General features: G+C 43.8%; 27 protein-coding genes, 1 other RNA gene, 1 pseudogene and 1 riboswitch. Of the genes and pseudogenes, 10 read left to right on the plus strand and 19 right to left on the minus strand.

The features are described 5' to 3' along the window. Nucleotides 1-5: 5 nt before the first annotated feature. Together ACWJJS_RS10510 and ACWJJS_RS10515 are read left to right on the plus strand one after the other, a co-directional pair. Nucleotides 6-311: a DUF948 domain-containing protein gene (locus tag ACWJJS_RS10510; RefSeq protein ID WP_003153826.1), complete on the plus strand. Its 306-nt coding sequence runs from the start codon at nucleotides 6-8 to the stop codon at nucleotides 309-311. A 65-nt stretch (nucleotides 312-376) separates the two neighbouring features. Then, complete coding sequence (locus ACWJJS_RS10515; protein ID WP_454023561.1) at nucleotides 377-1,138, plus strand: hypothetical protein; 762 nt, start codon at nucleotides 377-379, stop codon at nucleotides 1,136-1,138. 31 nt (nucleotides 1,139-1,169) lie between these two features. Here the strand turns inward: ACWJJS_RS10515 and ACWJJS_RS10520 are convergent, their stop codons facing one another. Genes ACWJJS_RS10520 through ACWJJS_RS10530 form a run of 3 tightly spaced genes read right to left on the minus strand, consistent with a single transcriptional unit; the run spans nucleotide 1,170 to nucleotide 4,940 of the window. After that, the gene (locus ACWJJS_RS10520; RefSeq protein WP_014305179.1) at nucleotides 1,170-2,417 is read right to left on the minus strand and encodes an RbtT/DalT/CsbX family MFS transporter; all 1,248 of its coding nucleotides are present in this window, start codon (nucleotides 2,415-2,417) and stop codon (nucleotides 1,170-1,172) included. A 47-nt stretch (nucleotides 2,418-2,464) separates the two neighbouring features. Next, nucleotides 2,465-3,931, minus strand: coding sequence for an FGGY-family carbohydrate kinase (locus ACWJJS_RS10525; RefSeq protein WP_454023562.1), 1,467 nt, complete (start codon nucleotides 3,929-3,931; stop codon nucleotides 2,465-2,467). Next, the gene (locus ACWJJS_RS10530) at nucleotides 3,924-4,940 is read right to left on the minus strand and encodes a 2-hydroxyacid dehydrogenase (protein ID WP_094247881.1); all 1,017 of its coding nucleotides are present in this window, start codon (nucleotides 4,938-4,940) and stop codon (nucleotides 3,924-3,926) included. Before ACWJJS_RS10530 ends, ACWJJS_RS10525 begins: the two co-directional genes overlap by 8 nt. A 122-nt stretch (nucleotides 4,941-5,062) precedes the next feature. Continuing rightward, a riboswitch (SAM riboswitch) is annotated at nucleotides 5,063-5,155 on the minus strand. A 146-nt stretch (nucleotides 5,156-5,301) separates the two neighbouring features. Here ACWJJS_RS10530 and ACWJJS_RS10535 point away from each other — a divergent pair. Continuing rightward, nucleotides 5,302-7,365: a molybdopterin oxidoreductase family protein gene (locus ACWJJS_RS10535; RefSeq protein ID WP_416405587.1), complete on the plus strand. Its 2,064-nt coding sequence runs from the start codon at nucleotides 5,302-5,304 to the stop codon at nucleotides 7,363-7,365. A 221-nt stretch (nucleotides 7,366-7,586) separates the two neighbouring features. Here ACWJJS_RS10535 and ACWJJS_RS10540 read toward each other — a convergent pair whose 3' ends face one another. Next, nucleotides 7,587-7,811 carry a hypothetical protein gene (locus ACWJJS_RS10540; RefSeq protein WP_031379048.1) on the minus strand — a complete coding sequence of 75 codons (225 nt, stop codon included), beginning with the start codon at nucleotides 7,809-7,811 and terminating at the stop codon, nucleotides 7,587-7,589. 198 nt (nucleotides 7,812-8,009) lie between these two features. On the opposite strand from ACWJJS_RS10540, the gene ACWJJS_RS10545 reads away from it, so the two are divergent. Both ACWJJS_RS10545 and ACWJJS_RS10550 read left to right on the plus strand, forming a co-directional pair. Then, entirely contained in the window at nucleotides 8,010-8,588 is a 579-nt protein-coding gene (locus ACWJJS_RS10545) for a MarR family winged helix-turn-helix transcriptional regulator (RefSeq protein WP_454023563.1), read from the plus strand. Beyond that, on the plus strand, nucleotides 8,581-8,862 hold the full coding sequence (locus ACWJJS_RS10550) for a hypothetical protein (RefSeq protein WP_070081957.1): 282 nt from the start codon (nucleotides 8,581-8,583) through the stop codon (nucleotides 8,860-8,862). The genes ACWJJS_RS10545 and ACWJJS_RS10550 overlap by 8 nt, the downstream gene beginning before the upstream one ends. 267 nt (nucleotides 8,863-9,129) lie before the next feature. Here the strand turns inward: ACWJJS_RS10550 and ACWJJS_RS10555 are convergent. Next, nucleotides 9,130-9,876, minus strand: a pseudogene (locus tag ACWJJS_RS10555) (SDR family NAD(P)-dependent oxidoreductase). Between the two features lie 168 nt (nucleotides 9,877-10,044). Here ACWJJS_RS10555 and ACWJJS_RS10560 point away from each other — a divergent pair. After that, nucleotides 10,045-10,401: a winged helix-turn-helix transcriptional regulator gene (locus tag ACWJJS_RS10560; protein WP_014417586.1), complete on the plus strand. Its 357-nt coding sequence runs from the start codon at nucleotides 10,045-10,047 to the stop codon at nucleotides 10,399-10,401. A 599-nt stretch (nucleotides 10,402-11,000) separates the two neighbouring features. On the opposite strand, the gene csaA is transcribed toward ACWJJS_RS10560, so the two are convergent. The 4 genes from csaA to ACWJJS_RS10580 all read right to left on the minus strand — a co-directional run bounded on the left by csaA (nucleotide 11,001) and on the right by ACWJJS_RS10580 (nucleotide 13,449). Next, nucleotides 11,001-11,333 carry a chaperone CsaA gene (csaA, locus tag ACWJJS_RS10565; RefSeq protein ID WP_025852277.1) on the minus strand — a complete coding sequence of 111 codons (333 nt, stop codon included), beginning with the start codon at nucleotides 11,331-11,333 and terminating at the stop codon, nucleotides 11,001-11,003. A gap of 68 nt (nucleotides 11,334-11,401) precedes the next feature. Then, entirely contained in the window at nucleotides 11,402-12,112 is a 711-nt protein-coding gene (locus tag ACWJJS_RS10570) for an AraC family transcriptional regulator (RefSeq protein WP_101563093.1), read from the minus strand. A gap of 51 nt (nucleotides 12,113-12,163) precedes the next feature. Continuing rightward, nucleotides 12,164-12,730, minus strand: coding sequence for a TetR/AcrR family transcriptional regulator (locus ACWJJS_RS10575; RefSeq protein ID WP_031379043.1), 567 nt, complete (start codon nucleotides 12,728-12,730; stop codon nucleotides 12,164-12,166). Further along, the gene (locus ACWJJS_RS10580) at nucleotides 12,730-13,449 is read right to left on the minus strand and encodes an MBL fold metallo-hydrolase (protein WP_167860203.1); all 720 of its coding nucleotides are present in this window, start codon (nucleotides 13,447-13,449) and stop codon (nucleotides 12,730-12,732) included. The genes ACWJJS_RS10575 and ACWJJS_RS10580 overlap by 1 nt, the downstream gene beginning before the upstream one ends. A gap of 224 nt (nucleotides 13,450-13,673) precedes the next feature. Between ACWJJS_RS10580 and ACWJJS_RS10585 the strand changes: the two genes are divergently transcribed. After that, nucleotides 13,674-14,195 (plus strand): hypothetical protein, encoded by a 522-nt coding sequence (locus ACWJJS_RS10585; protein ID WP_025852285.1) that lies wholly within the window; start codon nucleotides 13,674-13,676, stop codon nucleotides 14,193-14,195. A 29-nt stretch (nucleotides 14,196-14,224) separates the two neighbouring features. On the opposite strand, the gene czrA is transcribed toward ACWJJS_RS10585, so the two are convergent. After that, a complete protein-coding gene (gene czrA / locus ACWJJS_RS10590) occupies nucleotides 14,225-14,557 on the minus strand; it encodes a Zn(II)-responsive metalloregulatory transcriptional repressor CzrA (protein ID WP_007407993.1) in 333 nt (110 codons plus the stop codon). A gap of 191 nt (nucleotides 14,558-14,748) precedes the next feature. Between czrA and ACWJJS_RS10595 the strand changes: the two genes are divergently transcribed. After that, the gene (locus tag ACWJJS_RS10595) at nucleotides 14,749-15,414 is read left to right on the plus strand and encodes a lysozyme family protein (protein ID WP_003153802.1); all 666 of its coding nucleotides are present in this window, start codon (nucleotides 14,749-14,751) and stop codon (nucleotides 15,412-15,414) included. A 64-nt stretch (nucleotides 15,415-15,478) separates the two neighbouring features. Here the strand turns inward: ACWJJS_RS10595 and ACWJJS_RS10600 are convergent, their stop codons facing one another. Continuing rightward, complete coding sequence (locus ACWJJS_RS10600) at nucleotides 15,479-16,015, minus strand: DUF420 domain-containing protein (protein WP_003153801.1); 537 nt, start codon at nucleotides 16,013-16,015, stop codon at nucleotides 15,479-15,481. Between the two features lie 144 nt (nucleotides 16,016-16,159). Next, the gene (locus ACWJJS_RS10605; RefSeq protein WP_172614750.1) at nucleotides 16,160-16,942 is read right to left on the minus strand and encodes a VLRF1 family aeRF1-type release factor; all 783 of its coding nucleotides are present in this window, start codon (nucleotides 16,940-16,942) and stop codon (nucleotides 16,160-16,162) included. Between the two features lie 188 nt (nucleotides 16,943-17,130). On the opposite strand from ACWJJS_RS10605, the gene ACWJJS_RS10610 reads away from it, so the two are divergent. Continuing rightward, nucleotides 17,131-17,634 (plus strand): N-acetyltransferase, encoded by a 504-nt coding sequence (locus ACWJJS_RS10610; RefSeq protein WP_014305189.1) that lies wholly within the window; start codon nucleotides 17,131-17,133, stop codon nucleotides 17,632-17,634. Nucleotides 17,635-17,697: 63 nt separating this feature from the next. Continuing rightward, nucleotides 17,698-18,675: a S66 family peptidase gene (locus ACWJJS_RS10615; protein ID WP_367069039.1), complete on the plus strand. Its 978-nt coding sequence runs from the start codon at nucleotides 17,698-17,700 to the stop codon at nucleotides 18,673-18,675. Between the two features lie 31 nt (nucleotides 18,676-18,706). On the opposite strand, the gene ACWJJS_RS10620 is transcribed toward ACWJJS_RS10615, so the two are convergent. From ACWJJS_RS10620 to gerPC, 7 genes are all read right to left on the minus strand, one after another. After that, nucleotides 18,707-19,099, minus strand: coding sequence for a hypothetical protein (locus ACWJJS_RS10620; RefSeq protein WP_167860608.1), 393 nt, complete (start codon nucleotides 19,097-19,099; stop codon nucleotides 18,707-18,709). Nucleotides 19,100-19,261: 162 nt separating this feature from the next. Then, nucleotides 19,262-20,134, minus strand: coding sequence for a 3D domain-containing protein (locus ACWJJS_RS10625; RefSeq protein WP_003153795.1), 873 nt, complete (start codon nucleotides 20,132-20,134; stop codon nucleotides 19,262-19,264). 235 nt (nucleotides 20,135-20,369) lie between these two features. After that, nucleotides 20,370-22,148 carry a DNA helicase RecQ gene (recQ, locus tag ACWJJS_RS10630; RefSeq protein ID WP_003153793.1) on the minus strand — a complete coding sequence of 593 codons (1,779 nt, stop codon included), beginning with the start codon at nucleotides 22,146-22,148 and terminating at the stop codon, nucleotides 20,370-20,372. Nucleotides 22,149-22,255: 107 nt separating this feature from the next. Beyond that, a non-coding RNA gene (gene ssrS / locus ACWJJS_RS10635) (6S RNA) lies at nucleotides 22,256-22,441 on the minus strand. Nucleotides 22,442-22,655: 214 nt separating this feature from the next. Further along, entirely contained in the window at nucleotides 22,656-23,282 is a 627-nt protein-coding gene (locus ACWJJS_RS10640) for an FMN-dependent NADH-azoreductase (protein ID WP_003153791.1), read from the minus strand. A gap of 144 nt (nucleotides 23,283-23,426) precedes the next feature. Continuing rightward, nucleotides 23,427-23,918 carry a TraR/DksA family transcriptional regulator gene (locus ACWJJS_RS10645; RefSeq protein ID WP_104843522.1) on the minus strand — a complete coding sequence of 164 codons (492 nt, stop codon included), beginning with the start codon at nucleotides 23,916-23,918 and terminating at the stop codon, nucleotides 23,427-23,429. An 83-nt stretch (nucleotides 23,919-24,001) separates the two neighbouring features. Next, the gene (gene gerPC, locus ACWJJS_RS10650) at nucleotides 24,002-24,382 is read right to left on the minus strand and encodes a spore germination protein GerPC (protein ID WP_077722450.1); all 381 of its coding nucleotides are present in this window, start codon (nucleotides 24,380-24,382) and stop codon (nucleotides 24,002-24,004) included. Nucleotides 24,383-24,432 lie beyond the last annotated feature (50 nt).

The raw sequence follows: 24,432 nt of genomic DNA on the forward strand, positions 1-24,432 counted from the left end.
AGCAGATGATCATCATTTTGTATATCAGTGCTGCCGTTGCGGCTGCCGCATTAATTTATGCAGCCGTATCCGCCGTGCATTTTAAAAGAAACACAGCGCCTGATATAAAGAAGATTAACGCCGCAACAGCGTCTATGCAGACGTCCGTTGAAGAAATCAAAACAGAAACCCGTTTGTTATCACAAAAGCAGAAAGAACTGCAGGAAGACTTTCTTACTAAAAAAACAGCCGTGCAAACGACGGCAGCCGAAGTTAAAGGAACGCCTCACGTCCTGAAAATGCTCTGGAACGCCGGTAAAAGCGGTTTATGAGCGTGCATGTCATCCGACGTTTTTGATGACACTAAGAGAAACTGGCGGATTCAAGGAGGCATAACATGATTTGCGATCGTGAGCGGCTTGCGCATTTTTTGCAGCAGCTCAAAGCATTATCATCTTCGGAAGGATTTACAAAATCGGATTTGCTGACTCCGGAGTTCCATTTAGCCAAGGACGGAGATCTGGATATGTATGATTCGCCTCATAATGAGTATATCAACCCACATGCTGCGGTTGTCATCTCCGGAATTACACCCGGTTTTTTTCAGATGCAGCGGGCTTACAAAAAAGCGGCACAGCTTTTAAAAAACGGCGAATCTCTTGAGGTGATAGCATATGAGACAAAAAAAGCGGCCGGACTTTCCGGTTCCATGAGGCAGCACATCATCGAAATGTTTAATGAATGCGGTCTGCCGGCCGCGCTTCACGTTGAGGATTCATCCCGGTTATTTGATTCAAAACGGGAGCTGCTTCATACGACATCCGTTATTAAACACCCTGTTTTTTATAAACAGAAAAACTATACGGGACACCGGCCGGCAATCAGCAGATCAGCTCTTCTCAGCCGTTACGCGCTGACATGTTTTCCGGATGAAATAGAAATGATGAAAAAGGACATTCTGCTTATCCCTCTCGGTAAAGCAGCAGAATCGGCCTGCCGCATGCTGAAGAAGAACGGCAGAATGGGCCATGCGGTCATTCTGGAAGGTTTCCCGCATCCGTCCGGAGCAAACGGACATCGTTTCAAACAATTTCACGAAAACCAACAATCGTTACGTGAACAAATTCAGCGGTTTGCCGGGTTTCTTCAGAAGCTGTAAAAAAACGCCCCGAATTTTCGGGGCGCTGCTGTTAAGAAGCGTATTCAGGCAATGCTTTATTGTGTTTTGCCGTTTTCTCTTCAGGTATTTTGATTTGATTTGTCAAGATTGCACTTACGAAATAGAGCGCTGCGAAAATCCATACAACGCCTTGTGCGCCGACAAGCCCGATGAACGCCCAGGCAAGCGCGGGGCCGACAAATGCCGACAGGCCCGCAGCCAGATTTAACACAGACATGGCGGCACCTTTATTGCTGCCGGCCGCCGTCGGCACGATAGCCCCGATCGGAACGAACCCGGCGAGGAGCCCTCCCCATATAAAACCGACTATGCTGACGAAAAGCAAGTTCCCATGTGATACAACAGGAGCATAATATAATAAAAGAGTAAAAATGCCGCAGCCCACTCCTCCGAACCACATGACGGTCTTTTTCCAGCCGAAGGCATCGCCGACTGCGCCGAATATTAAGTTAAAAACGATATTTCCGAGAAAGATCGTTCCCCAAATTTGAAGCCATACATTTGTAGAAATGCCGTGCTGCGCCATATGCATCGGGAGGAATACCGGAAATCCGTATGTTCCGATGCTGTTAATGATCCGAATGATCCCCCCAGAGAGCACGCGCGGATTTTCAGCAAGGATGGTGATTCCCTTCATTAATTCCTGCGCCTTTTCCCGCTTATCTGCCTTTTTCTTTTCAAAGCGGTCCCTATTTAAAATCAAAGCAAAAAACGCGCCGAGACATACCCAGAAAATTGAACTCCACAGCGTATTCAAATAGCCGAAGGATTTGATGGCCCAGCTTGAATACCAAGCACCGAATACAAACATCCCGCAGCAATATGCAATCCAGAACCAGCCGACCGCCGTACTGAGCCTGTTTTTCGGCGACCGGTAAATCACCCATGTCAAAAATGAATAGGCAAACAGCGGGTAACCCAGCCCTTTAATAAAATACGTGACATACATCACCGGCAAATTAAGATTCTCAAATCCGTATGCGATAAACGCGGCTGTTCCGATGACGTAAAACAACAGCCCCATAAACATCGTCCGCTTTGCGCCGAAGGCTTCGAGGCAGACCCCTGAAAACCACGACGCCACAGCAAGAGAAATACCGTAAACCGTAAACAAGGATGCTGATTGCTGTACCGTCAAGCCGTTTTCAACTAAAAACGGGCTGAGCCAGCCTTGTTCAAGGCCGTCCCCCATCATAAACAGCACGACCCCTAAAAATCCCCAGGCGAGCTGTTTTGGAATTCCTATTTTATTAAGCATTTTTGTTCCTCCTCAGCAATCTTTCATGTTGTCATCTCATCCCCAAGTCAGGCTTTCACCGCCGGCTGAAAATGAGTAAATAATTTTTGCGTATGTTTCCATTCTTCATATAGGAAGAGATCCGTCTGATCCGCTTCCGGCTCAATTATCTTTGTGCGGGTCGAAAGCTCTGCTTTCACACCGAGAGCTTCGTTGCAAATCATCACCGCTCCCATTGCGGATGCCTGGCTGAACCCCTCTCTCTTATAGATTTTCTTTTGAAGAAGGTTAGCAAGAAACTGCGTCAAAGCATCACTTTGGAAACCGCCGCCGCACACCTTCACATAATCTTGTGAAAAGGAAGCCGCCTCTGTTAACGCCTCATAGTTCCATTTGATTGAAAAAGCGATTTCCAGCAGTGCGGCTTTAACAAAATGGGCTCTGCTTAAGTTTTGGGACAGGGGAGCGTCAAATATAAATCCGCCTTTTGCCAGTGCGTTTTTCTCAGGCGATAAATAGGAGCCTAACGCAGAAATACAGGCATGATCATGTTTCGGCAGACTTGCGATTTCCCGTTCCATGACGCTGTAGGATTCATTCGGATAAAAAATGGATTTTAATTTTTGATAATTGAGTCCTGTTACACCCGGATTCGTTTCAAGAAGCCATTGACCTTCTTCTGTATGGCAATTCAGCCATGCATTCTCTAAACTTTCGGTTCCGGTCTCCGCTGTTATCTTTGTAATCGGCGTCGTTGTGCCGGATACGATGACGATATCTCCCGGCTTTGCATCTGCACTTTTGATGGCAAGCTGTGTGTCTCCCCCGCCTGCAATCACAGGCACTCTTTCAGAAAGACCGAGCACCGCCGCTTTCTTAAACGTTAACATTCCGACAACCGCCCCAGATCGGACGAGTGAAGGAAGAATGGCAGAAGGCACACCGAAGATGTTGCATAATTTCTCTGACCACGCCTTTTTCCTTACGTCAAACAGCAGTGTTTCAGCAGCCTGTGACGGTTCATAGCTTAAAATTCCGCTCAGCTCAAATGTCACCCAGTCACTGACGCTTGTGATGCACTTCACTTCTTTCCATAAAGACGGCTGTCTGGCTTTTAATCCGACAAGTTTCATGGCGGAAAATAAAGCGCTCGGAAGACGTCCGGTTTGCTGATGCACTTCTTCTTCTGCTTCAATCCCGCCTTCCCATTCACGCCCTCTGTTATCAATGTTGGGCAGACCGAGAAATGCCTTTTTATCTTTATTGATCAGAACGATTCCCTGCCTCTGGCTTGTTGAGGTGATTCCGATCAATGTAATATGAGGGCTCTTGGCAATAGCCTTTCTTGCCATAGCGCTGATTTGCATCCATAACCCTTCCGGTGAGAAATATCGTCCGTCCGGATAAAGCGGATCCGTCACATATTCAATGTCTTCCCTTTCAAGCGCGGTCACTTCGCCGCCGGCAGTCACGACCGCAACTCGCGCATTCCCCGTCCCGATGTCAAATACAAGGTAGCCTTTTTGTTCAGCCATTACAGCCTCCTCCTTCCGTTTCAAGTTCTCTTTTGTTATAAAGTTCACGTATTGAGCAGGTTTGATCTTGTTTCCATTTGAAAAGCGCTTCATTTAAAATCTTCACATGATGATCTTCCACTTCAAATGTTGCGCCCGCTAAATGGGGAGTCGCGAACACATTCGGCAAAGAGATCAAATCATAATCAGAAGATTCAGGCGGTTCATGATAAAACACGTCAAGGATCGCTCCCTTAATCCGCCGTTCTTTCAGCACCCGCAGCAGCTCTTCCCTGTCTGTAACCGCCGCTCTTGACGTATTGACAAAAACAGCTTCCTGTTTCATCAATTGAAAGTGCCGGGCGCCGATAAGGCCGATGGTTTCTTCTGTGCGCGGCAAGTGAACGGAAACAATATCACTTTCAGAAAATACCCGTTCAATCGTCGTTTTTTCATACTCCCGGTTTTCATGACGGACAAATGGATCATAGTAAAGCACCTTGCAATCAAAAGCGGCCAATAGCCGGGCGATTCTCTGTCCGACAGCACCGAAACCGATAAGGCCGACTGTTTTCCCCGTCAGCTCATTTCCTCTGAATTTGACGTAAGCCTGCAAATAATCACCATTCCACTTCCCGTCCTTCAGCCACTGATGGGAAGAATACGTATGACGCAAAAATGAAATCACATTTCCGATAAACATTTCAGCAACGGCCTGGGCATTGCGGGCCGGTGTAAAGAAAACGGGGATTTTTCTTTTAGTCGCCGCCGCAATATCCACATTAGACGGCATCCCTCTGCAGACACCGATAAAAGCGGAATCCGGCAATATGTCAATAACACGCTCAGACACCTCATCAAGTTCGGTAATAAGCCCCGACGCGTTTGTCTCTTGAATCATTCGGATTAATTCATCTTCCCGATAGGCCCGGCCGTGCTTCTTCCACGGCCGGTGCACAGTCCGGCCGAACAGCTCAGTCAGCTCCTTCAGCCCCTCGTCGTGATATGGCGCGGTAATTAAAACCGTCATGGTGCAAAACATCCTTTTCACATAAATTTTTTCATAAAAAAAATCTCTTTCCTCAAAGAAGGAAAGAGATTCATATACCGTCTTTATACGCTTGAAGCGCACAAATATGTATAGACCATTCTTTCCTATCTTTCAAGCATACGCTTGCTGGAATTGGCACATTAAATGTTGCCGAGGTTTCATAGGGCCAGTCCCTCCACCTCTCTGGATAGAAAATAAAATGATGAAATTGTCAGGCTGTTTAAAAGAATAAACTCATCATAGAAAAGTCTTTCCGTGATGTCAACACTTTTTTCTGAATTGACGTTCGATTTTGAAATGTTATAATGCTTACATTATAAACAAAGAGGAGAAATGGGCTATGAATTCTGCTGCAACACAGCCGAACGGGGTCTTTAAGTCGGTGTGCTCCCTAGACTGTCCCGATCAATGCGGCTTGCTTGTGACAAAAAAAGACGGAAAAATCATTAACATTCAGGGAGACCCCGATCACCCGGTCACATCAGGGAATATTTGCAACAAAGTCAGACACATGGCTGAGCGTATTTATGATGAGAAGCGCGTAACCGTTCCATTAAAACGGATCGGTAAAAAAGGTGAAGCCGCGTTTGCGCCTATTTCCTGGGAGGAAGCAATCAATACGATCAGTTCGCGCTGGAAAGAGCTTATTGCCGAAGAAGGAGCGGAAAGCATTCTTCCGTACAGCTTTTACGGCAATATGGGAAAACTGGCGGCAGAGGGAATGGACCGCCGTTTTTTCCATCGTCTCGGAGCGAGTCATCTCGAACGGACGATTTGCAGCAAAGCCGGATCTGAAGGTTATAACTATACAATGGGAGAAGGAGCGGGTACTGATCCGGAGGAGACCATACATGCAAAGCTCTTTATTTTTTGGGGGATCAATGCCGTCAGCACGAATATGCACCAAATCATGATTGCTCAAAAAGCCCGGAAAAAAGGGGCTAAAATTGTCGTTATCGATGTACATAAGAACCAAACCGGCCGGCTTGCCGATTGGTTTATTCCCATTCGCCCCGGCACAGATGCCGCACTCGCCCTCGGTATCATGCATGTCTTATTCGACGAAAACCTTCACGATGAAGCATTTCTCACAGAATACACCGAAGGCAGTGAAGAATTAAAAGCGCATGTTAAACACTATGATCCGGAAACGGTTTCTTCTATTACAGGCATTAAAGCCGACGATATCAGACGCCTTGCGAGAATGTACGGGGAAACCTCCCCTTCCCTTATCAGGATTGGAAACGGCATTCAGCACCATGACAATGGCGGAATGATCGTCCGCACCGTCGCCTGCCTTCCGGCTGTTACAGGACAGTGGCTCAACACCGGAGGAGGCGCAATCAAGCACAACAGCGCGGTATTAAACTATAACAGACAAGCGCTCCAGCGGCCTGATCTGCTTTACGGCCGGAAGCCGCGATCATTTAATATGAACAGGCTCGGAAGCGTTCTTTTAGAAACAAAACCGCCCGTGCGCTCCCTGTTTATTTACGGTACGAATCCCGCAGTGGTTGCGCCGGAAGCGAATAAAGTCAGAAAAGGCCTGCTGCGGGAGGATTTATTTACAGTCGTTCACGATTTATTTTTAACGGAAACCGCCAAATATGCGGATATCGTGCTCCCTGCTTCATCCGCTTTTGAAAACACGGATTTTTACACGTCTTACTGGCATCATTTTATTCAGCTGCAAAAACCGGTGATCGAACCCTACGGGGACAGCAAATCGAATACGGAAGTGTTCCGTCTGCTTGCCGGAGCAATGGGATTTACCGAGCAGGAGCTTCAGGATTCCGATGAAGAATTAATCAGACAGGCGCTGGACTTTCCCGACAATCCGTATATCGAGGATATTGATTACGAGGCGCTCTCACGCCATTCCTTTATGAAAGCCAAACGGAAAAAACCGCTTTTTCCGGGAAAGCTCAAGACACCGAGCGGAAGAATTGAATTATATTCGGAAAAGATGAAACAGGACGGTTATCCGGCGCTGCCGACACACATCCCTCTTGAGAGCGATGACGATTTTCCGCTTTTATTTGTCCCGGGACCGAATCATAATTTTTTAAATTCGACATTTTCAAATAACGAAAAACACGTAAAACTGGAAAAAGCGCCAAAACTTTTTATTCATACAGAAGATGCTGTACGCCGGAACATAGAAGACGGAGAAACCGTTAGAGTTTGGAATCACCGCGGAGAGTGCGAATTGACTGTTTCGGTCGGCGAACAGGTGCTTCCCGGCGTTGCGGTGAGCCAAGGTCTTTGGGCCGATATGGATGATAAAAAACAGCTCGTCAATTCACTCACGCCCGATCGGCTGGCGGATATGGGCGGAGGTGCTGTTTTCTTCTCCGGAAAGGTGCAGGTGGAAAAGCTCAGCAATCAAAACCGTCCGCAATAAACGCCCGGCGGTTTTGCTGAAGGCTGAATCCTTCGGCCGGCTTCACCGTATAAAAAATGATTACGTTTATTGGAGGTTTGGATATATGACATTCCGCATATCACGAGAAACGGAAAGCGGTATGTGCAGAAGACGGCATTAAGAGAATGGCTGACTTCCATGCTGGAAAAAGAATAACAGCTGCTATGAAAAGCGGGAAGAGTTTTTTCTCTTCCCGTTCATTAAGATTTGCCGCCCTGCCTCTCTTCAACCCCAAACATACGACAGATATCGTTCTTACGTAACGAAACATCCCCTTCTTTAGATTTCAAATAAAACCCTTTCTTATATAACCGTATGACTTCCTCATATGTAAGCTCATGACGAAGGAGCGCCATTAAACGCCCGTCTTTTTCATCTTGTTTATTGAACCATTCATACCGTTCTGACCAGTTCACTTTCTGCATGTCAAACACCTTCTCACTTTGAATTAAAGCCCTTTTCGCATTTATTATACTATTTCCCCTTTTGTAAACACTCCGACTGCCTGTGACATTTTTGAAAACAGCCGTACCCGTCCCTATTAGTCACCATGTTGACTTATTTCCCTTTGTGATGTATATTGTAATTGTCAACATGGTGACAATTTAGTTGGGAGATAATTTATGGATATTAAATTACTAATGAAGGAACTGCATTTTATGCAACAAAGTTACGCATCATTATTTTCGGTTGTCAATAAGGTGCAGACTCGGGGGGACGAATACTTAGAAATGTTAACTTCCCGACAGCATATGGCTCTTATTGCTATTGCCCATTTACCGACGGAAGATGCCACACTTATGAATATCGCTAAAAAGCTGGGCACAACAAAACAAACCGCTAACAAATTAATTTCAAGCCTCGCGAAAAAAGGATATGTTCACACGGTGCCAAGCAAACTGGATAAACGTGCAATCAATATTGAGATTACCCCTGAAGGAAAAAAAGCGTTAATTTCCTGTTCAGAAAGATCCACCTATTTTTTAGCGGATATGTTTCATGAGTTCACAACTGAAGAAGTTGAAACATTCTGGAGGCTATTGCAAAAACTTTATCGTTTTGATGGTGAAGAACAGGACGGTTTTGAAGAAAAAGCACATTTAAAAGTAGAAGACCAGGCACAATCCATCTCAGATGACTATGAAGAAAAAATCATGGCTGAATTTTCAAAACGGAGATATGGGAGTGCAGACGATGAATAATATGCTTTATCGAAAAGTAAAAGAAACAGAGGATAAGATGAAGGAAAAATGCTATGAGCTGAAAGATAAAATTGATCAATTTATTTCTCATGCTAAATATAAAATTCATAGCAACCGTAAACTGGACCGAGCCGGCAATTATATATCAATTGCCATTGGACTCTTTATCCTAACTGCCTCATGGCTGACCGGAACACAATGGCTGCTTTGGATAGGCGCGGCGAGTATTTTGAGTAATGCCTGTTTGCTCATTATAAAGCCTGTTAAAAATTGAAAATCTGAAAAAAGCTCTCTAAAAGAGAGCTTTCTTTTATTAATCGTCCCAGTCTTCATCTCCTTCCCGTTACTTTAAGTACATTTATTCACAAAGTAATCTTTTTTACAGGTCATTTAGTGGTAGCCCAGGAAAATGCGAATTTACAACGTTAATCAAATTCAAACATAAAAAGTCGAATTCCCTGTCCTTTAAGGAAAACGACTTCTTCAAGTAAATCCCCATTAACCTTTTTTGGGGACGATTTGTAATCTCTGCGCAGTGAAATTATACCTGTGCTAGCCCGCCATCTACGAACAATTCAACACCCGTCAAGTAACTGCTTTCGTCTGAAGCAAGGAAAGATACAGCGTTTGCTACTTCTTCAGGTGTCCCAACTTTTCCAGCTGGAACAGTATTTCTGCTATTTTCCATTACTTCTTCAAGTGCATCACCAAAAAGCTCATCGTAGGCAGGTGTAAGAATAGCTCCTGGACTAACCACATTTACACGGATTTCAGTATCTTTTAGGTCAAGAATCCAGTTGCGAACTAGTGCTCTTAATGCTGCTTTAGATGCTCCATATACACTAAACGCTGGGTTGCCAATTGATCCAGCAGTAGAGCCCGTTACAATAATAGAACCTACTTTGTCCGGGAATAGTGATAACGCTTTTTGAACAGTAAAGATGGTTCCTTTAACGTTAATGCCGAACGTTCTATCAACCTGCTCTTCAGTAATTTCACCTAATGGAAGGAAGCTGCCGGTGCCCGCATTAGCAAAAAGAATGTCCAACTTACCTTTTTCCTGCTTTATCATGTCATATAGTTTGTCTAAGTCTTCAAGCTTAGAAATATCACCTTGAACACCGGTTACGTTCTTGCCAATTTGGTTAACAGCTTTATCAAGTTCGTTTTATCTACGTCCCGTGATATAAACATATGCACCTTCGTTTACAAATTTTTGTGCTGCAGCAAGACCAATCCCACTTGTTCCACCCGTTACAAGCGCTATTTTACCTTCAAATTTACCCATACTTAACACTCCTTTAGAATTAATTTTATTTTATGTCTAGTACCTTTAAGTACTTGAAGAACAACTTACAAGATATAGTATCCTTCAGTAAGCACATTATCGGAAGTACCCACTTTTTTGTGATATAGTAACTAAAAAGTAATAAATGTGGAATGGAGAGCTTTAGACATGAAAAAATTCAGCTGTGGGTTTGAAGTGACAAAGGAAGTTATTGGCGGAAAATGGAAAGGTCTTGTATTATACTTTTTAATGAATGGACCAAAGAGAACGAGTGAATTAAAACGCATTATCCCAAATATAACTCAGAAAATGCTGATTCAAACACTTAGAGAGCTTGAAGCCAGTGGACTTGTGAGCAGAAAGATGTATAATCAAGTACCGCCGAAGGTTGAATATTCATCCACTGAACTTGGAGAATCTCTTAAACCTATCTTGCAGGAGCTCTGTCAATGGGGAGGCCATTATGCGGAGCAAGAGTATGCAGAAGGTGAATATGAAATTGTACAGCCAGAACAACTAAGTTAGGATTGATGCAGCTGCTGAAGTAAATGCTAAACAACTTCAATACCATCACCTGACAGATGAAGAACAGTCAGAAATAAATGAGATATTCAATTTTGAAAGTGAAGTTCTAATAAGAAGTGTCATGGACTATATTCAGGAGAACTTTGATGAAATTCAAAAAAGAGCTGTTTCAAATGTTAAAGAGAAGGTTCAGAAACTTAGCAAAAAGATAAATGAAGACATCAGTAATAACATTTAATGCCTATATGGTCTCTTCGCATGCATTTTTTACACAAAAAGACCCGGATTTTAATTCCAGGTCACACTTCAGGTCACAATTTGCTCAAATTCCCTCTTGCATTTCTCGAACTGCTTTATTCAAGATCATAAAATTTCAAACGAAACCTTACACGAAGGAATCGGGGATCGGCAAAACAAAGCCAGATATAACATATATTAAAAAATCTCTTGCATTTCCACACCCGGCATGCTATATTCATATAGCGATGAGCTGAATTGTGTAAGCCGATGCACATGCCCTTGCGGCACACACGAATGTGGCGTGTGGTGTATCGCCTCAATACGCAAAAGACGTTTGCTTCTGCAAACGTCTTTTTTTATTATCCGATTTTCGTTCCGTTCGGTACTGTCTGCTCTGGCGTAAGCAGGACAACGTCTCCTTTTTCCGGGATGCCGCCGAGAACGAGAACTTCCGACTTAAATCCGGCGATCCGCCGCGGCGGAAAGTTGACAATAGCGGTAACCTGCCTGCCCGTCAGATCATCCGGTTCGTACCGTTTTGTAATCTGGGCGCTTGATTGTTTCATGCCGATCTCTTCGCCGAAATCTATTGTCATCTTAATGGCCGGCACCTTTGCTTCCGGGAATACTTCCGCTTTTACGATCGTTCCTATTCTGAGATCGAGCTTGATAAAATCTTCGATGACTGCCATATCAAAAACTCCTTTTTTACAATCATGATATCAAAAAAAGACGCAGTTTATTTAACCGATTTTCAGGATTATTTATCAGATTGAAAGGTGTTTCGGAAGACGCGCGGCGTTATTCCCTTATGTCTGACAAACCATCTGGTAAAGGAAGACAAATTTTGAAAGCCGACCTCCTGGCTGATGTCTGTCAGCCGGCATTTTGTTTCAATAAGCATTTGTTCCGCTTTCTTCATACGGAGCTCAGCAATATAAGCTTGCGGGCTTTTCCCCGTCTGCTTTTTAAACCAGTCGGAATAATACGCCGGGTGGTAATGTTCCATTGCGGCAAGCTCTTTAATTGTAAAAGTCTTTGAGAGATTTCGGCGGATATACGCAATTGAATCATTCGTACGGTTTTCTTGTATCTTTTCAGCAATATATTCTGCAAGCAGACTCAATGAATGAGCCGACTGCTGCTTTGTCTCTTCTGTCAGCAAAAACCGAATCGATGTCCAAAAAGGATCAAGCTTATTCAGAACGCCGGGGTCAAATGGACCTTTGAAAAAATATGCCGGTATGTCGAGAACGAGACATTCGTTTCGCTCCAAAGAACGGAACCGATGTTCATGCCCGGGCGGAATATACAGCATTTGATCAGGTTTTAATCTGATTTCACGCCTTTCTGTCTCCAAGTCAAGCTGTCCTTCGAGCGGAAAGAGCATTTGGCAGTATGTGTGTGCATGAGAATCAAAAATATGTGAATAGGTGCGCCGCTCACAGATGATATGTTGTAATGAATCCATTTGTCCCTCCTTTTACATGATGCGTTTTTTTATTTAGTTTACATAATAATATTATTGTTCCCTCATCTGTAAACCTCTTAGGAAAGCAACAACTGCAAACTTCCGGCTTTCTTTAATTGATTCGGTTAATTCAAATGCACTCTGTTTTCTCAACACGGCAAATCCGTGAAGAAGGCTCCTCAGTCCTCTCGCAGCATGAATCGCAGTGTCAGACTGTGCATAACCGTTAGCTGTCAGCTGCTTGACAACAAGCTCTACAAGCAGGCTTGACAGATTCTCAATCCGGCCGTCTTTTATCTTTTGAAATGTTGCGTCATATAATCCGGGATTGGCTTCTGCGAAATTGATATAGGCATCGGCAAGAGCGAGCAAAGCAGTTTCACCCGTCAGTCCTTCTGAAGAGGCCGCCATTTTTTCATATAACATAGTTAAACCGGAGACAGCCAGCTCTGTTTTAATTCCTTGAAGGCCATTGACAAAATTATAAAGGGAAGGCGGTTTTACGTTTAAGGACTTTGCAACGGCCGCAAGCGTCACTTCGTTCAGCCCTTTATCGTCAGCGATACCTGCTGCGGCTCTCAATATCATGTCAAGGCTCATCCCGACTCTCGGTGACATTATGATCGGCCTCCCGGCAGGCTTCGTTCGGCTTCCTCAGCAGCCTCAGCCATCATTTCAACGGGATTGCAGAGAACATTTCCATGTCCGGCGGCCAGACTGCTTGGTTGATGAGCGATAAGCGTTCTTGCTGTTTTTACAGCTTCTTCTTTATTCCACGTAGCAAAAGCCGGAAACGGAAATTTCCATTTCAGCTTCCCTGAAACAGCAAGGCCGCCCCGTACTTGAAAGGCATCTCCGACGATCAGCATATCATTTCTCATATCTTTAAAAGCAAGGCTTCCCGGCGTATGACCGGGAGCGGGAATGACAAGTAAAGATCCGATCCGCTCGCCGCCTTTCAGCAGGCGATCAGGTTCAGTCTGAACATTTTTCGGCACTCCCCCCTTTATCGGCATTTGTGCTTCATGCTCAAATAAAGAAGTGTCACCTTTCAGCAAGAAAGAATCCCGCTCAGAAATACAGACGGAAGCATCCGGAAATTCCGCAGCTAATGAGTCAAGCGAACCGATGTGATCCCCGTGCGCGTGGGTGAGTAATATGTCATTCAGCGGCTTCCCAAGCTTCCGCAATGCTTGTTTGATTCCTTTATGACTGTTAGGCAGTCCGGCGTCAATCAGGGTTACTCCTTCTTCTTCTTCAACCAAATAACAATTCACCGGGAAAAGCGCTGGAAAAAAAGTCAGCTGCCAAACCCTTCCGTATTGTAAGATTCTCATCAACATCCCCCTAAAACTAATATCATTAGTTTTATTATAACTAATGCCGTTAGTTTATCAAGCGTTTTCTGTCTAAATCCTGAAAAAGGCGCGGGCGCTTCTCTCATGCCAAAAAAAGAAACGCGCATACTGTGATAAAAGATGCTTTCAGCCTGCGAATAAATCAGACTACTAAAACCAGCCGGATAAGCATACACTACTCAACGGAGGGGGAGTTCCACATCATGCATATCACACTTCAAAGCATCTGCCCTGTCTTAATGATTGCCTTTTTTCTGTATAAAAAGGTGAAACGGTCCGTCGGCTTTCAGCCTTTGAAACCCCGCTGGCTTTACACAAGAATGATTTTATTTTCATTGCTGGCCGCCGCTCTGGCGTTTTTCAGCATCACACACCCGGCTTTATACGGGTATCTTATATTCGGCACTTTTTGCGGCTGGCTTCTGGTCCTGTTTGCCAAACGGAACATTTCTTTTGAAGAACGCCGCGGAAAAATGTATTTTCGCACTCACCTGTGGATTGAACTTATTCTATTAACGTTATTCCTATCGAGATTTATTTATCGCGTTATTGAAATATACCGGGTCACAGCGGACTTTACCCATCCGGAGGCATACAGCCAAACGGTCGGGGCCGATCCGCTGACCATCAGTATCTTTTATTTCATCGCAGTTTATTACAGCGGCTTCTCTTTTTATGTTTTAAAAACGAGCAGAGACCAAACCAATAACAGTCAGTACGGCTGACATCCCTGTCTAAAAAGCAGGGATGTTTTTTAATCGTGCCGCGTATGGTGAATCATTTGCTGAAGCACATCTAACACATGTTCATCCTCAGGTGAATAATAGATGGATGTTCCTTCTCTGCGTGATTTGACGAGGCGCAGATTTTTAAGAAAACGCAGCTGATGAGAAACGGTAGACTGCAGCAAATTCAGCTTTTCTGCGATATCATTTACCGCATGTTCACCCTGTGACAGCAAATGGAGAATTCTGATTCTGGTCGGATCAGACAGCGCCTTAAAAGTCTGGGCAACCAAAAATAAAGTTTCCTCATCTAAATCGACAGCGGGGTCATTCGTGTTTCCGGATTCGTGAAATTCAGTCATATACCTCACCCTTCTTTTCTCAAGTAGCCCAATTATACCAAATGTCATTTGATGCAGATACATCCTGCGCCTGACAAAAGAACCGTTATTTTAAATTTATGTTTCAAATACGGGTTTCCGCTTGGTTTCGCGCATTCATCTGTGTCATAATGAAAAAGTCATAATGCTCCTGAAATTGAGGGTGAAACACAGTGGAGAAAAAGAAAAAAGGCTGTTTCGCTGCCGCGGGTCTTATGATGATATGTGTTTTTGTCATGGTTTCCTTCTTCCTCATTCTGTTATTTTCAAATAATGAATGGCTCAAAAGTCTTCCGTTTGATGTCAAACCGATCGTGCTTGAACGGCTGACAGATTACAAACCGCTTGTTGAAGACGAGCTGGATGAAAAAGGACTCACCAAATATACATCGCTTGTACTCGGCATGATATATCAGGAGTCAAAAGGAAGAGGAAATGATCCCATGCAGTCTTCAGAATCTCTGGGTTTAAAGCGAAATGAGATTAAAAACCCTCAAACCAGTATCAAACAGGGAATCAAACAATTCACTCTCATGTACCAAACAGGCAAGAAAAAAGGCGTAGACTTGGATACGATTATACAAAGCTACAACATGGGAGCCGGCTATATTGATTTTGTGGCTGAACATGGAGGATCGCATACTGAGGAACTGGCAAAACAATACTCCGAGCAGCAGGTCAAAAAGAATCCGAAACTTTACACTTGCGGAGGGAACAAAGACAATTTCCGTTATCCCTACTGCTATGGTGATTACACGTACGCAGAAAAAGTAAAAGCAAAAACAAAAACCGTTGAACAATCCTTAAATGTAACAACACTTGAAACGCTTGAAGAGTAAAAGGCGCCCTGATGAGGCGCCTTTTTCCATCAATAGAAAAAAGCCGCGCAGAGCACGGCTTTTTTTAATAATACGGTGAGATCATTAAGTATACAATGACACCCGTCAGACTGACATACAGCCAGAGCGGCATCGTCCATCTCGCGATTTTTTTGTGGCGCTCCACTTGCATGCTGAATCCTCTGATCAGCGTAAACAGCGCAAGCGGCACGATAACGGCGGAAAGACAGATGTGCGTAATCAAAATAAAGAAATAAATCCCCCGAATGATGCCGTGGCCGCCGAATAAAGTATTCTCAGCTATCGAGTGGTACACGACATAGCAGATCAAAAACAGCAGAGTCGTCGTAAACGCCGCCAAAATAAAGCGTTTATGCGCTTGAATATTTTTTTGCTTAATCATAAAGAGCGCTGCCAGCAAAAAGATAAAAGTAAAGCTGTTAAAAATAGCATTTAACATCGGCAGAATATGAATATTGGCAATGCTGACCTGTCCCGATTTCGGCATAAAAAACAGCACCGCAATTAACCCGTTGATCAAAACGGTCAATGTCAGCACGATACCGGTATAACTTTTAGGTTTGTTTTCTGTCTGATTCATCTTATGACCTCTCTCAATTTTACTGACTATCCAAATGGTATGAGAATTCAGCTTTGATGTCAACGGTTTCGTCCGCTTCGTCAGAAATTAGACAAACTTAAGCCCTAAAAAGACCGGGTGTTTGAGACCCGGCCTTTCGTCATATTATGCTTCCTTCAACAGTTCTTCTATCACTTTATGTTCGTTTTCATTCAACAGATTTTTTGGAATGATCCGATCTATCGGTTTATTCATATGCTGATCGAGAATATCGGCTGTTTCTTTGTCCCCTGCGATTACGAGACGCTCCCATTGGTGTGAAGCGGCCTTTTGATCAAGGTTTGAAGCCAATCGTTTATACAGCCTGTTTTGGTTTTCTTCGACATGGGCTTTGGCAGCGTCTTCCTCCATCGATGCGGAGCTTCCGCTTACATCCTGCGGTTTCCACGATTCATTGATGACGTCGTATTGATAATGCTCCACCCCTTCAATTTTTCCGAGTACGGTTTCTATGATCTTCACTTCATTCTGCTGGGTGAGAATAAAAGCCGTGCTCGGAAATTGTTCACGGAGAAGTTCTAATTGATCAAGGACAGCCGTTTCTTCCCAATAAAATCGTGTTTCGACAGGCACCTGCAATTCAATCGTCTCCCAGATGCCGCCTTCTCCCGATGCAAAAAATACGAGACTTCGCGGCATCTCTTTACCAAGCCCATCGATATATTGATAGACACGTTCCATGATGCGGACGAGAGATTTTTCTTCTTCCGGATCACTTACAGACAGATACTCTTTTAATCTACGAAAACCGGTTTTCAAGGCGATTTTCCACTCTCCCCCCTGCTGATCCGGATTTCTCATATCCGTATTTACATATAAGGAAAGCATTTTATCAGGAGATTCCGTCATTACGTACTTCAATTTGCCGATGAGTGAGTCAATTGCCATTATAGATTCCTCCTTTTTCCGCTGCTCACTGTTCCTTTCCCTATCCGCACCGCCTTAAAAACGTCAATCCACATATAAACGGCAGACTTTTCTAAAAAAGTTTTTGTAAAACCCATTTACAAACCAAGACATCATTTACTACAATGGATACTTGTGTTTGACTAAGACTTTTACGCTGTGAAAGGAGTATGATTTTGTTTACTGCAGAAGAAAGAGATCAGAAAGAGCTGGAAAAAGAGCTTCATAAACTTGAATTTCAGATTTTCAGAATGCGGGAAAATCTGATAGATGTATCAAAAGACGCGCGAGTGCTTGGTATTGATCAATCGAACAATGACGATTGGATCATTGTTTCCTCGATTGATGATGGCCAAACATGTAAGATTATGCTGACTGATTGTGAATCAGCCTACCGGGGAAGAGGCTGTTTTTCACTGATCGCTTCTTATTATGACAATGCCATTCATATCGGGGATATTAAAGGCCCGCCGAACCACGGCTACGGCTCGATCTGCATGAAATTTTTAAAACATATCGCCAGAGAGCAGAATATCCCGAAAGTGACGGGCGATATCGCTAAGCGTGATTGGGATCATGTCGACCGGCTCGTTCATTTTTATGAAAAACATCAATTTGATGTCTGGATTGACAATGATACGCAATCAGGCGGCATTAAATGGGTCGACCTGTAAAAAATGATAGATAAACCCTCGTTAATATGGTGTAATAGATTAAACCATTTAAGGAGGGTTTTTTTGTATCCGGAAAAATTGAAAAAAGGCGACGGCATTCGTATTGTGTCTCCGGCCACAAGCATGTCCGCTATGTCAGATGAAAATATAAATGCCGCGAAGACAAAATTGGAGGAGCTGGGCTTTTGTGTCTCTTTTTCAGAGAATGCGAAAGAAATAAATGAATTTCATTCATCATCGATTGAATCGCGTGTACGGGATCTGCACGAAGCTTTCGCTGATCCTGACATCAAAGCGATTTTGACGACACTCGGCGGGTTCCAATCAAATCAGCTGCTCCGCTATCTTGATTATGAAAACATCAAGCGGCATCCGAAAATCCTTTGCGGCTATTCAGATATTACCGCCCTCGGCCATGCCATATATCAAAAAACCGGCCTTATTACATATTCCGGTCCCCATTTTTCTTCATTTGCCATGAAAAAAGGGCTGGACTATACGATTGACTCTTTCTTGGCCTGCTGTGCTTCTGACAACCCGTATGAGGTAAAACCTTCATCCGAGTGGAGTGATGATAAATGGTATTTGAACCAGGAGGACAGACGTTTTTATCGGAATCCGGGACCGTTCGTTATTCAACCCGGATATGCGGAAGGAACACTGATCGGAGGAAATCTATGCACGCTGAATCTTCTGCAGGGCACGGAATACTTTCCGGAGATGGAACAAGTGATTCTGTTTATAGAAGATGATCATATGTCGGACATTCATATGTTTGACCGGGATTTGCAGTCACTCATCCATCTTCCCGCTTTTTCAGCCGTGAAGGGAATTGTCATCGGACGTTTCCAGCATGCTTCAAATGTGTCTGAGGAGGCTCTGCGTGCCGTCATCCGTACAAAAGAAGAACTGTCATCCATGCCTGTTATCGCAAATGCTGATTTCGGCCATACCTCCCCTTTGATGACATTCCCGATCGGAGGAACATGCAGGATAGAAGCCGGCTCAGAAGGCGGACGGATATGGATTGATCGGCATTAATACATAAAGACGGGAAAACCGCCCCGTCTTTTTATTTTGACGCCTTATGCCGCGGCGTGCGCGGAGCGATCATAATTCGTCCGCCAGCCGCTGCCGTCACCCATACGGAAGCTCCTTCATAAAAACGGCTGATCTCTTCATTATATACGGCGTGTGTCAGTTCACGTTTATCATGCGTTCCGTCTTGGTTTTTTACGTTTAAAATAAGTACAAGCTCGTGTCTGCCATTCTTCATCACGCCAGTACGTCTCACCTTTTCAATAACGGCTGGCCTTCCTCTCCCTCTGTCAAGCGCCTGAAACAGCCTGACAGCAGGCATAGACAGTCCGATTACGAGCACCATGGCAAAAGCGGTGCATATACCTGCTTGAAACACCGGTGATTCTGTGATGGCATTCCATAAACATATAAATTCCGGCTCCATCAGATTCATACATCCCTTCAGATTCCGTTTTCACATCCATTCCTTATTATATTAGAGAAACGCTTTTTCTTTTTCCGCATATAACGATTATATACAGTCAAAAAAGGGAAGAAAAAAAGAACACAAAGCATTTCGCCTTGTGTTCTTCATCTCTATATGAAACTAGTCTAATACTTTAACATTTACTGTTCTGACGCCCCAGTTGTTAGCGTCACTTTTCTTTGCAACAAATACATCAATTTTATTTCCTTTAATTGCGCCGCCTGTATCTGCTGCTGTTGCCACTCCGTAACCTTCAACATAAACCTTAGAGCCAAGCGGAATGACACTAGGGTCTACCGCGATGACTTTTGCATCAGGGTTTTTGTTTAAGTCAACACCGGTTGCCGTTACACCGGAAATGCCGCCGTCGTTAGCAGAGTAAGCAGTTGCAGTCATTGTCAGCTGCTTTTTAGGCTCTTGTTGGTTTGTATTTGATTGAACAGGCTGCTGTTTTGCTTCGACAGCCTTCGCTTCTTGTTTAGGTTGTTGTTGTTCTTGAACAGGTTCTTGTTTAGGCTGCTCGTTTTTGACAGCTTCTTGTTTCGGCTGTTCTGTCTCAGCAGCTGGTTTTTGTTCAGTTTGCGGCTGGCTGGCTTCTTGAGCCGGCTGTGCAGCCTGAGCCTGACCTTTCACATTTAACGTTGTGCCTGCGTAAATTATATCTGATTGCAAGTTATTCAAGCTTTTCAGATTGCCGACTGATGTTCCGAATTTCTGAGCAATTTTCCAGAGGCTGTCGCCCTGCTTCACTGTGTACTGCCCAGATGTGGTTGTTTCTACTGAAGAAATAGTCAGTTTCTCTCCTTCAATGATTAAATCAGAAGATAACTGATTCCATTCTTTTAAGTCCTTTAGGTTCACTCCGTTTTTTTGCGAGATCCCCCAGAGCGTGTCACCCTTTTGCACCGTGATTTCTTTAGCAGAAGCGTGAGCTCCAAATGCAGTTGTTGAAATTGCTGCAACTGCGACAAAGGACATAATCGTCTTCTTCATAAGTAAATCCTCCCTTGTTAGCTTTTTATTGGCGGCTAACAGGTGATATCGTAACATATGAAAATGTCAGTTCAATAACAAAACGATTTGAATTAGATTACAGTTCCTTTACATGAAACATTTCTCTCGCTTGGTAAGTCTTGCTGAAACCTTGATACAGCAAGGGTTTTCAAGCTTCTGATTTTTCCGGCGCCAATGAAAAACACAATGTGCAAATTTCTAAAAAAACTTTTTTTCACTCTGTTTCTCTTACATAATTTCGGATTTCTTCTAAAAAAACCGCTCCGTATTTCAATCTTTTTTGTTCCCCGACCCCTTTTACGGAAAGAAGATCCTGATCTGTTTTCGGAAGTTTCGCCGACATTTCTTTTAACGTCTGATCTGAGAACACGACAAATGGAGGCACACCCTGTTCAGCTGCAATCTCTTTGCGGAGACGCCGGAGAAGCTCAAATAATTCATCATTTTCGGTAACGGCGGCGGCCTGTAAGGCTTCTTTTCTCGCGACTGCGCTTTTTCCAAGCAGAACGTCCCTGCCTTTTTGGGTGACCATAAGCGTCGGAAATGTGCCGTCCGCCATTCTGATATATTCATCTGAAATAAGGAATTCGATAAAATCACTGATTTCCGCTGCGGATTGATGCTTCATAATGCCGTAAGTGGACAGGCTGCTGAAGCCGTTTTCCAGCACTTTTTTATTTTTAGACCCGCTAAGCACCTGCGCCACCATCGTTTTTCCGAAACGCTCATTCATTCTGATGATGCATGACAATACCATCTGCGCTTCTTTTGTGACGTCATGGGCGGTCCTTGTATCAGTGCAATTGCCGCATGCTTCGCAAGCTTCCGCCTCATTCTCGCCGAAATACTTCAGAATAAACCGCTGCAGGCAATCTTCCGTATGACAGTAATCCACCATCTGTCTCAGTTTTTTGAGATCCTGCTTTTGTTTTTCTTCTCCGGCGGCCGATTGGTCTATTAAAAAACGCTGCACCATAATATCCTGCGGCGAAAACAAGAGCACACACTCGCTGTTAAGGCCGTCGCGCCCGGCCCGTCCGGCTTCCTGGTAATAGCTCTCCATATCTTTCGGGATCTGCGCGTGTAAAACAAACCTGATGTTGCTCTTATCGATTCCCATTCCGAAAGCGGACGTAGCTACCATCACTTGTATCTGATCGTTAAGAAACCGCTCCTGCTGGTCTTTTCTGTCATCATCCGCCAATCCGCCGTGATAACGGCCGGCATTGATGCCGCTGCGTTTTAATTTCTCATATAAACGGTCGGTTTCTTTTCTTGTCGCTGTATATATAATGCCGGCTTCGTGTTTATTTTTTTCGAGGTACCGCTCGATAAACCGGTCTTTGTTTTCGCCCTTTACTACTTTAAACGTTAAATTCTCTCTGGCAAAACCGGTATATACAGTTTGTTCTTTCTTAATATGAAGCTGCTTACAGATGTCATCATGAACCTCAGGCGTAGCCGTCGCCGTTAATGCGATGATGACGGGCGGTTCTTTTAATTCATTAAAAAGGATTTCGATATTCCGGTAACTCGGCCTGAAATCATGTCCCCATTGCGATATACAGTGAGCTTCGTCAATGGCGACAAGAGGAACCGTAATATTCTGCAGGATGTGAATGAATTCAGAAGAAGTCAAACGCTCCGGTGTGATGTAAAAGAGCCGGTAAGCCCCTTGTTTCAAACCGGTCAGACGCTCATGAATGTCACGGCTTGTCTGGGTGCTGTTAATATAAGCTGCCGCGATACCCGCTTCTTCAAGCGCGTCCACTTGATCTTTCATTAAAGAAATAAGAGGGGAAATAACGATTGTGGTTCCTTCAAACAGCAGTGCGGGAATCTGATAGCAGATTGATTTTCCGCCCCCCGTCGGCATAATGCAGACCGTGTTTTTTCTCTCCTCTGCAACTGATTGTATCGCCTGCTTTTGGCCCGCGCGAAGACTGTCGTAGCCAAAATAATGCGCCAGAAGGGATTGGGCTTTATCCAGCATATGTTGTAAAACCTCACTTTGTCTTTGATTCTTTCATTTTATCATAATGATAAAGTACGCTGCCCAAGGGCAATTCAAAATAAAAAGCCATCTCCGCAAGGGAAATGGCTTTCGCTACGTATGCCGTACGCAAGTAAGAAAGTTTTAAACCACCACTCCTCAAAGTGGGTGTTTGCAGAAGCGTTCCTGTCGTCCTCTGCAATGGAGGCATGACATTCCGGCTTCGATATAAAACTCCCTATTACAGCTTAAAGGTTAAAACTTAATTAACAATACGAACAATGTAGCTTCTCTTATATCCTACACCATCAGTCGTATTTTGGCAAGAGGGTTAATTCTTTTACAGAAAACCTTTTTTCTTTGTAAAAAATGCTTTATTCTACATAAAAATTGTTTTTTCGACAAAATATCAATATATCAATATAAGATCAGATCGAAAGCTTCCGCCAGTTTCTTCTATAATAGAAAAAACTCTCACACCCTGTAGGGGCGCAAGAGTTATGGCAATTAGAATTTTGCAGCCAGATCTTTCGCTTCTTGCAGTCCTTTTTCAATGATCGCTTGAGCGTTATCCGGTGCAGCATTATGGCCTTCAACGACAACAGTGTGAAGATCTTGGACACCCCAGAAACCGAGAACGGTTTTCATGAAGTTTAATGACATTTCAAGAGATGCCATCGGTCCTTCAGAATATACGCCGCCGCGTGCGTTTAAGAGCGCTACTTTTTTATCTCCCATCAGACCTTTAGGGCCTTCAGGCGTGTATGTGAAAGTAACCCCTGCGCGAGACAGGTAATCAACATAAGTATGAAGCACAGCAGGCACTGTGAAGTTCCAAAGCGGGAATGCAAACACGACTTTGTCAGCTTTGACGAATTGATTTAAGTAAATGTCAGCAGTTGACGCTTGTTTTTTCTCTTCGTCTGTCATTTCAATTCCTTTTGAAGCTTTGAATGTTCCGTTAATCATATCTCTTCCGAGGTAAGGAAGGTTTTCTTTATGAAGATCAAGTTCGATCACTTCATCATTCGGATTGTTTTCTTTATAAGCAGCCAGAAACGCTTCGTATAATTTTACGGACACGCCTTCTTCAGCCGTACGGTCACTTGATTTTACAAATAATACTTGAGACATTCTAAATTCCTCCCGGTAATCTTTTAATATTTACTTACAAATAGTATGTTACTTTCTTTTTTATATAAAGTCAATGATTTTATTTCGATTCTGAGATTTTTTATGGAATAAAAAAACAGGTACATATGAATGTACCTGCTGCTATTATTGTGAATCCTGCTCGCGATCCAGGATTTCGTAAGTTTGTGAGCTTTTTTGATCAACGGTTTCTTTATTTGAGAGGTCTTTCACCTGCTCGTGAAATTCCCTTTCATATGACGGAGCGTCTGTTTTCACATCCCCTTCTGTTTCTCGCTGCGCTTCGACGGTCATTCTGGCGTACGGAACGGCTTCAAGTCTTTCATAAGGAATTTCTTTTCCCGTTTTCTCACAAATCCCGTATGTTCCTTTATCCATTCGTTCAAGCGCGGCGTTCACCTCATCTAAAAGATTCTGATCGACACCGTCCAGCGTCTGATTCGTGACCCTGTCCAAATAAATGCTTCCGTGATCAGCTAAGTGATTATCTACTCCGTTCGACAATTCTCCTGTGTCTTCGCTCATTGAATGTTTTTCTTTTGATTCTCCCTGAAGACTTTCCTTTAAATCGATTAATTTATGATAAAGGCTGTCCTGCTGTTCTTTTGATAATGACATATTCATCATCTCCTTTTTCGTCTGTATTCTTCGCTGCATCTGTTAATACATACCCTCGAAAAAGGAGGATGAAACAATGGGGGTCAATGCTTTCTCCCCCTGATGGTGACATTGGGTGTCTGCTGCTTTGTCTGTCTTTTTTCTTTCGCAGCATCATTTTGCGGGTTGTCCCGACTTTCTTCAGCGCAGGCTTGTTTGAGCCTGTGCTCCGGTGTATGGTAAGTGGCGCCGATATTCAGCATACCGCTCAGCTCTTCTATACTCAGCTGTTCAAAATCAATATTGTATTCAATCTTGTCCACTTTGACGTGCTCAATATGGACATATGTTTTTTCTCCTTCAACCGTTTGTGGCTCAAAATGACACTTATCCTGAAGCTCATCAAGCTGTTGTTCCACTTTCTTAAGCCGGTCTAATTCTTCTTCACACACTTTTTTGAAAATCTCTTTCATTATTTTTTTCAAAGAAAATCACTTCTTTCCCCGTCACTCTTGGAAAGTTCTATGCGTCCCGC

The organism is Bacillus sp. JK106, assembly GCF_053663355.1.